Origin of the sequence: Promicromonospora sukumoe 327MFSha3.1 (assembly GCF_000385135.1) — a bacterium.
GTDB classification, from domain to species: Bacteria; Actinomycetota; Actinomycetes; order Actinomycetales; family Cellulomonadaceae; genus Promicromonospora; species Promicromonospora sukumoe_B.
In genome coordinates this window covers 247,443-259,540 of the sequence record NZ_ARQM01000014.1, presented here as the reverse complement: position 1 = coordinate 259,540, position 12,098 = coordinate 247,443, and the positions used below count along the sequence as shown (strand labels likewise).

The following is a 12,098-nucleotide window of genomic DNA, read 5'->3' as shown; positions in this document are numbered from 1 at the left end:
CGCGCGGCAGGGTCTTGACCTCGATATCCGGACGGCGCTCGGCGAGGTGGACGAGATCGACATCGAGCTGTCCTAGAAAACGCGAGAGCCGGGGTCCTGACCTACATCAGGAGTTCCCGGCCTCACTTCCATTCCCTCAGCGGGGGAAGGCTCGTCCTCAGAATAGGCCACGCCCGCCGGATCCGTCACCCGGACGCGTCATCCGGGTGTCGCTCAGCCCTCACCGCGCTTCGCGGCCTGCTCCGCCTTCTTCGCGAGCATCTCGTTGTACGCCTCGAGCTCGGCGTCGCCGTCGCGCTCCGCCTTGCGGTCCGTGCGCCGGGCCTCGCGGGCGTCGGACTTGGTCCAGGAGATCGCGACGGCGACGGCGAGCAGCAGCGTGGGCAGCTCGCCGATGCCCCACGCGACGGCGCCGCCCTTCTGCTGGTCCACGATGGCGCTCGGGCCCCACGGGCGGCCCATGAGCCCGAACCAGTCCGGGACGAGCAGAGCCGTGCCGGAGGTGAGCGTCACGCCGAAGAACGCGTGGAACGCCATGGTGGCGAACAGCAGCACGAGCCGCATCGGGTAGCCCGGCCGGGTGGGGCCGGGGTCGACGCCGATCAGCGCGTTCGCGAAGAGGTACCCGACGAGCGTGAAGTGCAGGATCATCCACAGGTGGCCGGCGTACGTCGTCAGCGCCAGCTCGAACAGGGGCGTGAAGTAGAAGACGATCATGCCGCCCGCGAACAGCACCGCGGCCACGATCGGGTTGGCCAGGAACCGGCCGAACGCGGAGTGGACCAGCAGCAGCACCCACTCGCGCGGGCCGCGGGAGTCGTCCTTGCGCGCGGGGACCGCCCGCAGCAACAGGGTGACCGGCGCGGCCAGCACGAGGAACAGCGGCACGACCATCGCCAGGATCATGTGCTGCACCATGTGCGCGCTGAACAGCACGTGGCCGTAGACGGCGGCGCCGCCGTTGGTGGCCCAGAAGAGCACCACGATGCCGAGGCACCACGAGACCGTGCGGCCCACGGGCCACGCGTCCCCGCGGGCACGCAGCCGGAGCGCCCAGCGCACGTACACGATCAGGGCGGCCGCGCAGGCGAACGCGACGATGACGTCCCACTGGAACTCGGTGAGCCAGCGCAGCGTCGTGGGCTCGGGCGGCAGCGGGTGGCCGGTGACGATCTCGGCCGGGGTCGGGTCGACGATCTCGTCGTCGGGCACGGGAGGGGCCGTGGAGCCGAGCGCGACCGCCACGCCGGACACCGCGCCCATGCCCCCGACCTCGACCGCGGCGAGCCGCCAGAACAGGCCGATCGCCGCGTTCCGGGTGGTGGTGCCGGAGGACAGGCGGTCGACGACGGTGCTGCGGTGCAGCCAGCCCAGGCCGCCCAGCACGATCAGCAGCACGGCCTTGACCACGAGCAGGATGCCGTAGTCGGTGGTCAGCCCGTCGAGCGACCCGATCCGGATCCAGGCGCTGACCAGGCCGGAGACCGCAACGGCGGCGAAGCACCACAGCGCGATCGCGGAGTACCGCCGGATCACGTCGGCGGTGGCGGCGTGCCGCAGGCCGACGAAGACGATCGCGGCCAGCCCGCCGATCCACAGTGCCGCGCCGCCCAGGTGCAGGAACAGGGCCGAGATCGCGAGGTCGTGGCTCGCGGCGCCGGCAGCGTGCCCCGTGGAGGACTGCATGCCGAGGGCGACCAGCGGCAGCGCCATCGCGCACAGCGCGCCGACCGACCCCCGCACCAGCAGGGCGACGGCGGCCGTGAGCGCGGCGACGATCACGATCCCCAGGTAGGTGCGGCCCACCGCGATCGTGGAGACGTACTCCATCAGCGCCGGGCCGAACGTGGGCGAGTCCAGGGGCAGGTAGGTGGACCACGAGAAGCGCAGGACGAGCTGCACCAGCGCGGCCACGGTCCACACGCCCGCCGCGATCCCCGCGACCCCGAGCGCGCGGTCCACGAGGGGCCCGCGCGGCAGCACCCAGGCGGCCAGCGCGAGCGTGCCGATGGTCACCGCCACGGCCAGCTCGGTGGCCACGGTCGCGACGGGCACACCCCATCGCACGACGACGCCCGGGTCGGCGAAGTTGGCGAACGCGGTGAACGCCCCGGAGAACGCGCCGGCGGCGAAGAGGGCGGCCAGCGCGACGAGCGCAGCGGCAGGTAGGGCGGCGGCGAGCCACGAAGGGCTGGTCGGGCCGCTCTCGGCGCTCTTCCGCGCGGTCCTGCTGGTCCCGTTCCGGGCGTCGGTGGGGGTCACACGGTCCAGCCTAGGCGCGTGCGGCAGCGGTTCTGACCGTCCGCGGGCATCCCGTTGACCACATCGCGAGCTTCCCGGCACCAGGGCTTTCGGCGATGTTCAGAAAAAGTTCGGAAGGATTATGCACCAAACCCAACCCTTTAGCCCTCTTCTGCGTTGTGACCAGTGTGGACCTCGTGAACATCATCACCGAGACCGACGACTCCGTGCCGTGCTCGGAACAGCCCGAGCTCTGGTTCGCTGAGCACCCGGCGGACCTCGAGGAAGCGAAGCGCGCGTGCGCCGCGTGCCCGCTCAAGGCGCAGTGCCTCGCGGGCGCTCTCGCGCGCCGGGAGCCGTGGGGCGTGTGGGGCGGAGAGATCGTCGTCGACGGAACCGTGCGCAGCCGCAAGCGCCGTCGCGGCCGCCCCCGCTCGATCGGCGGCATGCGCGTGGCGTGACGGCCGCGTGACCAGACGTCGTCCGGGGCACGGCGGCCGCGACCGGCTGCCGTGATCTGTCGGGCAGTGCGCCGGGCCGTACCGCGGGTCTCCCAGACCGATCCGGGCCGGCGCACTGCTCCGGCCGGCCGGCGCTTTGGATCGATCCACACGAAGACGTGCGAAACGTGTCAGACCCCCAGGTCACCCGGGTGACCTGGGGGTCTGACACGTTCTAGGGGCTGTGCCCGGGATCAGCTCCAGACGAGGCCGCGCGCCGGCTCCTCGAGCACGCGCGCGACGTCGGACAGGAACCGGGCCCCGAGCTCGCCGTCGGCCAGCCGGTGGTCGAAGCTGAAGCTCAGGGTGGTGACCCACCGCGGCTTCACCTTGCCCTTGTGCACCCACGGCTGCTTGCGGATCGCGCCGAAGGCGAGGATGCCCGACTCCCCCGGGTTGAGGATCGGCGTACCCGTGTCGATGCCGAAGACACCCAGGTTGGTGATGGTGATGGTGCCGTCGGACATGTCGGTGACCGACGTGCGCCCGGCCCGCGCGGTCGCCGTCAGCCCCGCGAGCGCCTTGGCGATGCCGAGCAGGTCGAGCGTGTGCGCGTCCTTGATGTTCGGCACCACGAGCCCCCGCGGGGTGGCCGCGGCGATGCCCAGGTTCACGTAGTGCTTGTAGACGATCTCCTGGGCCGCGTCGTCCCACGAGGCGTTGATCTGCGGGTGCCGCTTCACGGCGAGCAGCACAGCCTTGGCCGCCACCAGCAGGGGCGTCACCTTGACGTCCGTGAAGTCGCGGTCCTCCTTGAGCGCGGCCACGAGCTTCATCGTCTTGGTGACGTCGACGGTGTGCAGCACCGTCACGTGCGGTGCGGTGAAGGCGCTGGCCACCATGGCCTCGGCCGTGCGCTTGCGCACGGACCGCACCGGCACGCGCGTCTGGCGCCCGTCCGGCGAGACGACCCCCTGGGCGAGCCACGGCTCGTCGTCCGGGTAGCTGGTCAGCTTCTGCACCGACGAGCGCTCGGCGTGGGCGACCACGTCCTCGCGCGTCACGATGCCGCCGGGACCCGAAGCGTGCACCCCGGCGAGGTCCACCCCCAGGTCCTTGGCGAGCTTGCGGACGGGCGGCTTGGCCAGCACGCGGGCGCGTGCGGCCGTCGTCGTCCCGGTGTCCGACGGCGGGGCCACCACCGGGGCGGGGGCCGGGGCGGGCGGGGCCACCACCGGGGCGGGGGCCGGGGCCGCGACGGGCGCCGGGGCGACCGCCGTCGGCGCCGAGCCGGCTGCCGCCGCCTGGTGCCGGCGACGGCGTCCGCTCGCCTTGGCCTCGGCGGTGCCGTAGCCGACGAGCACCGACCCGGAGGTCTCGTCGGCGGCCTCGGCGGCGGGTGCCGCCGCGGCCGCGGTGCCGTTCGACGCCGGGGCGGGCGCACCGGCGCCGTCGGACACCGTGATCTCGATGATCGGGGTGCCGACGTCGACGGTGGTGCCCGACTCGACGAGGAGCGCGGAGACGGTCCCGTTCCAGGGCGACGGCAGGTCGACGAGCGACTTGGCCGTCTCGATCTCGACGATCGTCTGGTTCACCTCGACGGTGTCGCCGACGGCGACCTGCCACTCGACGATCTCGGCCTCGGTGAGGCCCTCACCGACATCAGGGAGCGGGAACCGCTGGATGTTCGAACTCACTCTCGGTTCACTCCTGGGTCAGTGCGCGAAGGCACGGTCGACGGCGTCGAGCACACGGTCCACGCTCGGCAGGTACTCGTGCTCGTGCTTGGCCACGGGGTACGGCGTGTGGAAGCCGCCCACGCGGAGCACGGGTGCCTCCAGCGCGTAGAAGCACTCCTCCGTGACCCGTGCCGCGATCTCGGCGCCGGCGCCGAAGAACACGGGCGCCTCGTGGATGACCACGCAGCGGCCCGTCTTGCGGACGCTGGCGACCACGGCCGCGGTGTCGATCGGCGAGATGGCGCGCAGGTCGATCACCTCGGCCGAGCGTCCCTCCTCCGCGAGGGCGTCGGCGGTCTTGAGCGCCGTCACCGTCGAGGGCCCGTACGCGACGAGCGTGACGTCGGTGCCCTGGCGGACCACCTGGGCGGCGTTGAGCGTGTCGGTGCCGACGGGCGCGCCCAGGTCGACCTGCCCCTTACCCCAGTAGCGGCTCTTCGGCTCGAAGTAGATCACGGGGTCCGGGGAGGCGATGGCCTCCTGGATCATCGTGTAGGCGTCCTGCGGGGTGCTCGGGGAGACCACCCGCAGACCCGCGGTGTGCGCGAACAGCGCCTCCGGGCTCTCGCCGTGGTGCTCGACGCCGCCGATGCCGCCGCCGTACGGGATGCGGATCACGACGGGCATCTGCACGGCCCCGCGCGTCCGGTTGTGGATCTTGGCGAGCTGCGTGGTGATCTGGTTGAACGCCGGGAAGACGAACCCGTCGAACTGGATCTCGCAGACCGGCCGGTAGCCGCGCATGGCCAGGCCGATCGCGGTGCCGACGATGCCCGACTCCGCCAGCGGCGTGTCCACCACGCGACGCTCGCCGAACTCCGCCTGCAGGCCGTCGGTCACGCGGAAGACGCCGCCCAGGGGGCCGATGTCCTCACCCATGAGCATGACCTTGTCGTCGCGCCGCATCGCGGCGCGCAGGCCCTCGTTGATCGCCTTGCCCATCGTCAGCGTCTGGGTGCCCGACGCCGGCTCCGTGGCGCCACCTGATGTGGTCTGCGTTCGTTCCGCCATGGTTGTCATCGTGCGCCTCCCTGGGCCGACTCCGCGATCGCGTACTGGGGGGCCGGCGGGTCGCCGGCGTCGTAGGCCTCGTACCAGGCCCGTTCTGCGGCGACGACGCCGTGCGGCGTGGCATACACGTCGTCGAAGGTGCTGGAGACGGCGGGGCCGCCGTCGAGGGCGCGGACGCCGGTGCGCAGCTTCGCGCCCAGCTCGTCCCCCGCGGCCTTGATCTCGGCCTCGAAGTCGTCGTCGAGCCCGCCCTCGGCGCGCAGCAGGGCGGCGAGGCGGTCGATCGGGTCACGACGCCGCCACTCCTCCTCCTGGTCGCTGGTGCGGTAGCGCGTCGGGTCGTCCGACGTGGTGTGCGCGCCCATGCGGTAGGTGAACGCCTCGATGAAGCTCGGGCCCTCACCGTTGCGGGCCCGCTCGAGCGCCTCCTGCGTGGCGGCGTACACCGCGAGCACGTCGTTGCCGTCGACCCGCAGGCTGGGCATGCCGAAGGCCTCGCCGCGGCGGTACAGCGGGGTCTTGGTCTGCCGGGTGGTGGGCTCCGAGATGGCCCACTGGTTGTTCTGCAGGAAGAACACGACCGGGGCCTCGTTGACCGCCGCGTAGACCATGGCCTCGTTGACGTCGCCCTGCGAGGTGGCGCCGTCACCGAAGTAGGTGATCACGGCGGTGCCGTCGTGCTTGTCCTGCGGGGTGGCGTCCCGCTGGACGCCCATGGCGTAGCCGACGGCGTGGAGCGCGTGGGCGCCGATCACGATCGTGTAGACGGCCGTGTTGTGCTCGGTCGGGTTCCACCCGCCGTGGTCCGAACCGCGGAAGAACCGCAGCCGGTCGACAGGGTCCAGCCCGCGGACGTGCAGCACGCCGTGCTCCCGGTAGGACGGGAAGACGTAGTCCTGCGTCCGCAGCGCGTAGGCGCTGCCGACCTGCGCGGCCTCCTGGCCACGAGCAGGCGCGAACAGGGCGAGCTCGCCCTGCCGCTGGAGCGAGGTCGCCTCGTCGTCGAAACGACGAGTCAGGACCATGTCGCGGTACATGCCACGGAGGTCTTCCGTGGTCAGGGCGGCGGCGCGGTCGCGATAGCCCTTGGTGCCGCGTGTCGTGACGCGGCTTCCTCGGGGATCGAGTAGCTGCAACGTCGGGATCGCCTCGTTGGAGCCGTTGGTGGTAGTCACACTTTCCTCCTTCACCTGCGGACGCGAGCGCCCGCTGATGCGGAGACGCCCGGCCCGTTCCGGGGACCTTTCCATCCTGGCACGGGTCCAGCCGGAAATTTGGCCGATCCGCAACCTACGCTGTCGTAGCCTACGCAAGCGTAGGCTACGGCTCCGTAGGTTGGTCTGCCGCGATGTCCCCCAATCTCTCCGGGGAGCGTTTGTCGAAACCCACCAAGGGTGCGACCGGGTCTCGGAGAAGGGGCCACCACGCCCTCCGCGCGGCGTCCGCGTCTCGCCGGGGCCTGACCCGATACTGGTCCGATGCCCCTGCCCGAGCCGTACGCCGGCTGGTTTCCCGACGCCCCGATCGACGGCACCTACGGGTACGACCGGGAGTCCCTGCTCGCCGTGCCGCCGGCTCCGGCGCCCGCCGGCTTCGCCGAGCTGTGGAACGGCTGGTTCACGGCCTCCCGCGCGGTACGCCCCGAGCCGCGGCTGACGTCGCTCGGCCGCGAGGGCGCGCACGACCTCTACGAGGTGGAGCACGCGAGCGCGGGCGGGCTGCGGCTGCGCGGCTGGCTGGCCCTGCCCTCGGACGGTGCCGCCCGGGTCGGCATCGTGCACAGCCACGGCTACGGCGGCCGGGACGCGCCGAACTTCGACCGGGTGCCCGACGACGCCGCCGTCGTCTTCCCCGTGGCACGCGGTCTCGGGGCGCTCAACTCGGGGGTCGGCGCCCCGGACGACGCCGCCGAGCACGTGGTGCACGGCATCGAGTCGGTGCAGACCTACTCCCTGGGCCGCTGCGCCGTGGACCTGTGGCACGCGGCCGACGCCCTGGTCGAGATCGCCGGCGACCTGCCGCTCTACTACGTGGGCGAGAGCTTCGGCGGGATCGGGGCGCTGGCCGTGCCGTGGGACCGGCGGTTCGTGGGCGCGACGTTCGTGGTGCCGAGCTTCGGGCAGTACGACGTGCGGCTCGGCCTGGAGTGCACCGGCAGCGGCGAGGCCGTGCGCCGGTACGTCGCCGGGCACCCCGAGGCGCGGGAGGTGCTGCGCTACTTCGACACGTCGACGGCGGCCGCGTACCTGCGCGTGCCCGTGCGCTGCGAGTGCGCGCTGTGGGACGCCGCGGTGCCGCCGCCGGGGCAGTTCGCCGTGGCGAACGCCGTGGCCGCCACCGAGCGGTCGGGGCAGCGCAACGGGACCGCGCTGGAGCTGGAGGTGCTGCCCGCGGGGCACGCCGAGTACCCGGGCGAGCAGGACGACAAGGCCCGGGCCGCACTGGCGACCCGGGCGCACGTCACGCGCTGCCTGAGCCGCTGAGACTGGCCGGCGCAGGGGGCCGGCGCAGGGGGCCGGCGCAGGCGCGGTGGTCGGCAGAACGTCAGATGGTCGGCAGCTCGGGCTACCGGTCATCTGACGTTCTACCGATCACTCCGCGTGTGACGCGACGCGGTGCGCCAGCAACGCGAACACGACGGCGCACCCGGCCTGGGCGGTCAGGGCGGCGACCAGGCCGACGGTCAGGCCGGAACCCGTCCCGGTGGCGTCCGCCGCGGCGGTCCCGCCCGCCGCTCCACCCGCCAGGCCCGCCACGGCGTGGAAGAGCCCGCCCAGCAGGGCCACGCCCAGCCCGATCCCGAGCTGTTGCAACGTGGTCAGCAGCCCGCCCGCGACGCCGGCCGCCCAGACCGGGGTGCGCGAGAGCACCGTCTGCAGCGCGGGCCCGTACATGAACGCCTGCGCGGCACCGAGACCGACGAGCAGCGGCTGCAGCGCCGGCGGGGCGCTCCGGCCGTCGTCGAGCCCGATCACCAGCGCGATGGCGAGCAGCGCCGTCGCCTGACCGGACGCGGCGTAGACCATGATCCGCGGCCCCACACGGCGCAGGATGCCCGGCAGCAGCAGCGCGGCGACGAAGAATCCGCCGCCGAAGCCGAGCGTCAGCATCGCGACGTCCCAGCCGTCGGCGCCCCAGACGGTCGGCGAGTACTCCGAGACCTCGTAGAGGAACGCACTGTAGGAGACGAAGAAGAGCAGCGTCATGGTCAGGCCGATCCGCACCGCCGGGACCCGCAGCACGCTCGGCGGGGCGACAGGCAGCGCGCCCCGCCGTTCCGTGGCCCGCTGGGCCAGGCCGAAGGCCGTCAGGGTCACCGCGGCCACGGCCAGCAGGCCGATCGACCAGGCCGGCCACCCCGCCGTCGGACCGAGGGTCAGCGGCACGACCAGGGCCACCAGCCCGCCTCCGAGCAGTGCGGCGCCTCGCAGGTCGAGCCCGAGCGGCGCCGGCGAGCGGGACTCCGGGACGGCACGCAGGCCGGCCAGCGCCAGCAGCGCGATGAGGCCGGTGATCACCTGGACCGCTCGCCAGGCCAGATGCTCGGACAGCGCGGCCGTGGTCGCGCCCGCCACGACCTGGCCGGCGATCGAGGCGACCGCCCCGGCCGCCGTGAACAGGATGATTCCGCGGGTACGGAGCCGGTCGGGCGCCGTGGCCTGGATGCTCGTCAGCACCTGCGGCGTGAACAGCCCGGCGGCCAGGCCCAGGGCCGCGCGCAGGGCCACCAGGGAGATCAGGTCCTGGGCGAGCCCGGTCAGTACGGCCAGCACGCCGAAGGCGACCAGCCCGATCCTGAGCAGCTTCCGGCGGCCGTAACGGTCACCCAGCCGACCGGAGACCACCAGCCCGGCGGCGAAGGTGGTCGTGTAGGCCGACAGCACGAGTGCCCCGCCCGACGGGCCGGCACCCAGGTCTGCCGTGATCGCGGGGACCAGCAGGTTCACCGCGCCGAACGTGAAGTTCACGGGCAGGAAGGCGAGCAGCAGCACCGCGAGGCCGCCCGCGGTCAGGGCCGGTGTCGCGGCGGGGAGCCGTTGTGCCCGGACCTCCGGGTGGGCCGGCAGCGCGACGGGGTCGACCGCCGTGCGGAGGGATGTCGTCATGCCCCGACCGTGCGCCGTTCGGCATCCTGGTACCAGGAGCCTGTTCATACGGGTACTGACACCACCTGGTTCCCCGCACCGTGCGGGGTGACACTGGTCCGGTGACGAGTACCGCACCGGACCACAAGGCGCTGGGGGCGTTCCTGCGAGAGCGCCGCGGCCGCGTGACCCCGGCCGACGTCGGGCTGCCGCAGGCCGGCCGGCGTCGCACGCCTGGGCTGCGCCGCGAGGAGGTGGCGCAGCTCGCCGGGGTGGGCGTCACCTGGTACACGTGGCTCGAGCAGGGGCGGGCGCCCAACCCGTCGGACCAGGTGCTCGACGCCGTCGCCCGGACTCTCCGGCTGCGTCCCGAGGAGCGGCGGCACCTCATGATCCTGGCCGGCCGCGCCGCCGACACCGGGGCGGACGCGCCGAACCCGCTCATGGAGGTGCGCCCCGAGCACATCGCGCTGCTGGAGCGGCTGCTGCCGTTCCCCGCCGCCATCCAGACCGCTACGTACGACCTGGTCGCGGCCAACCGCACCTACCGGTTCCTGTTCGGCGACCTCGACTCGGTCGATCCCGCCGACCGGAACTGCGCCTGGCTGCTGTTCATGAACGAGGAGTGGCGCGACAGCCTCGTGGAGCCCGAGGTGGTGCTCCGCGACCTCGCCGGCCGGCTGCGCGCGCGGGAGGCCGAGTTCCGGCAGCACCCGAGGTGGAGCGGGCTGCTGGGCGGCCTGCGCGAGCACTCGCCCGAGTTCGTGCGGTACTGGGACGAGCACGACGTGCGGGGCGACCGGCCCGGACAGCTGCGCCGCTACCTGTCCTCCCGGGTCGGCAGGCTCGACACGGTCTTCCAGGGTCTGTGGCTCGACCGCGAGCGCGGCGAGCGCATCATCGTGCTCACTCCCGCCGACGCCGACTCGGCCCGCCGGCTGGAGCGGCTCGACTCTCTGGTGGGCGCCGCGCCCGCCTGGACCGCCCGGGACGGCGTGCTGACGGACGCGTTGATCGGCTGAGCCGGCTCAGCCGATCGACGCCTCCGTCAGCGACGTCCGTCAGCGCCAGGTCGCGGCGACGCGGAGGAACGCGTCGTTCGCCTCGGTCTCGCCGATGCTCACGCGGAGTCCGTCGCCCGCGAACGGGCGCACCAGGACGCCCGCTTCCTTCGCCTCCGCGGCACGCTGCAGCGTCGCCTCGCCGAGGCCGAACCAGACGAAGTTCGCCTGCGTGTCCGGGAGGTCCCAGCCCTGCTCCCGCAGCGACTCGGTGACGCGCGTGCGCTCGGTGACCAGCGCGTCGACGCGCTCCAGCAGCTCGCCCTGCGCGGCGGGTGCGAGCGAGGCCAGCGCGGCGACCTGCGCCAGGTGCGAGACGCCGAACGGCGTCGACACCGCGCGGATGCCCGCCGCGAGCCGGGGCTCGGCGACGGCGTAGCCCACGCGGAGGCCCGCCAGCCCGTAGGCCTTGGACAGGGTGCGCAGCAGCACCACGTTCGGGTGCCGGCGCAGCAGGTCGACGCCGTCGGGCACCTCAGGGTCGCGCACGAACTCCAGGTAGGCCTCGTCCACGACGACCAGCACGTCCCGGGGCACGGCCGCGAGGAACGTCTCCAGCTCGGCGGCGTGCACCGCAGGGCCGGTCGGGTTGTTCGGCGTGCAGACCAGCACCACCCGGGTCGCGGGCGTGACGGCGGCCGCCATCGCGGGCAGGTCGAGCCGGCCGGTGCCCCCCTCGACGGGGACCATGACGGCCTTGCCGCCCGCGACCGCCACGGCGATCGGGTACGCCTCGAAGGACCGCCACGGGAACACGACCTCGTCCCCGTGCTCGACGACGGCCTGCAGCACGTGCGCGAGCACGGCGACCGAGCCGTTGCCGACGACGACGTTCTCCGGGGCCACGCCCGTGTGGGCCGCGAGCGCCTCGACGAGCTCGCCGGCGTACATGTCGGGGTACCGGTTCACCTCGGTCGCGCCGCGTGCGATCGCGTCCAGCACGGACGGCAGCGGCGGATACGGGTTCTCGTTGGACGAGAGCTTCCAGGCCTGGGAGCCGGCGGTGACACGGGCGCCGGGAACGTAGGCGGGGAGGGCCGACACGGCCGCGCGGAGCGGTACGAATGCTTCTTCCACGAGGGTCAGCATGCCACGATGACCAGATGAAGCTCGTGGCCAGCATCCTCATCACCGCACTCGCGATCGGGCTCTCGTCCCTGATCCTCGGCTCCCACATGGACGTCGTGAGCGACGGCACCACGCTCGGCACGATTCTCGCCGTGATCGTGGTGGCCGTCGTCTACGGCCTGGTCCACATGATCGTGAAGCCGATCGTCCAGCTCATCTCGCTCCCGCTCTACATCCTGACCCTCGGCCTGGTGTCGGTGCTGGTCAACGCGCTGATGCTGTGGATCACCACGCTCATCACGAACCAGTCGTGGTTCTCGGACACCCCCAACTGGGGCCTTGAGATCAACGGCGGCTTCTGGTGGTACGTGCTGGCAGCGATCGTGATCTCCGTGGTGCAGACCATCCTGCTGGCGCTGCTGCCCAAGCGGATCTCGGACTGATCCTCCT

10 protein-coding genes are annotated in these 12,098 nt (G+C 72.9%); 4 read left to right on the top strand and 6 right to left on the bottom strand.

Going from position 1 to position 12,098, the window contains the following annotated elements; genetic code table 11:
• Positions 1 to 213 precede the first annotated feature (213 nt).
• On the bottom strand, positions 214 to 2,262 hold the full coding sequence (locus tag H291_RS0123580) for a cytochrome c oxidase assembly protein (RefSeq protein ID WP_020017493.1): 2,049 nt from the start codon (positions 2,260 to 2,262) through the stop codon (positions 214 to 216).
• Positions 2,263 to 2,429: 167 nt separating this feature from the next.
• On the opposite strand from H291_RS0123580, the gene H291_RS0123575 reads away from it, so the two are divergent.
• Entirely contained in the window at positions 2,430 to 2,702 is a 273-nt protein-coding gene (locus tag H291_RS0123575; protein ID WP_020017492.1) for a WhiB family transcriptional regulator, read from the top strand.
• A 233-nt stretch (positions 2,703 to 2,935) separates the two neighbouring features.
• Here the strand turns inward: H291_RS0123575 and H291_RS0123570 are convergent, their stop codons facing one another.
• The 3 genes from H291_RS0123570 to pdhA are packed head-to-tail and all read right to left on the bottom strand — an operon-like array spanning position 2,936 to position 6,609.
• A complete protein-coding gene (locus H291_RS0123570) occupies positions 2,936 to 4,381 on the bottom strand; it encodes a dihydrolipoamide acetyltransferase family protein (RefSeq protein WP_020017491.1) in 1,446 nt (481 codons plus the stop codon).
• Between the two features lie 18 nt (positions 4,382 to 4,399).
• Positions 4,400 to 5,434 (bottom strand): alpha-ketoacid dehydrogenase subunit beta, encoded by a 1,035-nt coding sequence (locus H291_RS0123565; protein ID WP_020017490.1) that lies wholly within the window; start codon positions 5,432 to 5,434, stop codon positions 4,400 to 4,402.
• Positions 5,435 to 5,439: 5 nt separating this feature from the next.
• Positions 5,440 to 6,609, bottom strand: a complete 1,170-nt coding sequence (pdhA, locus tag H291_RS31465) for a pyruvate dehydrogenase (acetyl-transferring) E1 component subunit alpha (protein ID WP_232216152.1) — start codon at positions 6,607 to 6,609, stop codon at positions 5,440 to 5,442.
• Between the two features lie 303 nt (positions 6,610 to 6,912).
• On the opposite strand from pdhA, the gene H291_RS0123555 reads away from it, so the two are divergent.
• Entirely contained in the window at positions 6,913 to 7,917 is a 1,005-nt protein-coding gene (locus H291_RS0123555) for an acetylxylan esterase (protein ID WP_020017488.1), read from the top strand.
• Positions 7,918 to 8,025: 108 nt separating this feature from the next.
• Here the strand turns inward: H291_RS0123555 and H291_RS31460 are convergent, their stop codons facing one another.
• Positions 8,026 to 9,540, bottom strand: a complete 1,515-nt coding sequence (locus H291_RS31460) for an MFS transporter (protein ID WP_020017487.1) — start codon at positions 9,538 to 9,540, stop codon at positions 8,026 to 8,028.
• A gap of 101 nt (positions 9,541 to 9,641) precedes the next feature.
• On the opposite strand from H291_RS31460, the gene H291_RS0123545 reads away from it, so the two are divergent.
• Positions 9,642 to 10,541 carry a helix-turn-helix transcriptional regulator gene (locus H291_RS0123545; RefSeq protein WP_020017486.1) on the top strand — a complete coding sequence of 300 codons (900 nt, stop codon included), beginning with the start codon at positions 9,642 to 9,644 and terminating at the stop codon, positions 10,539 to 10,541.
• Positions 10,542 to 10,580: 39 nt separating this feature from the next.
• Here H291_RS0123545 and hisC read toward each other — a convergent pair whose 3' ends face one another.
• Positions 10,581 to 11,669 carry a histidinol-phosphate transaminase gene (hisC, locus tag H291_RS0123540; protein WP_020017485.1) on the bottom strand — a complete coding sequence of 363 codons (1,089 nt, stop codon included), beginning with the start codon at positions 11,667 to 11,669 and terminating at the stop codon, positions 10,581 to 10,583.
• A 14-nt stretch (positions 11,670 to 11,683) separates the two neighbouring features.
• On the opposite strand from hisC, the gene H291_RS0123535 reads away from it, so the two are divergent.
• Positions 11,684 to 12,091: a phage holin family protein gene (locus H291_RS0123535; protein ID WP_020017484.1), complete on the top strand. Its 408-nt coding sequence runs from the start codon at positions 11,684 to 11,686 to the stop codon at positions 12,089 to 12,091.
• The last annotated feature ends 7 nt before the right edge of the window (positions 12,092 to 12,098 follow it).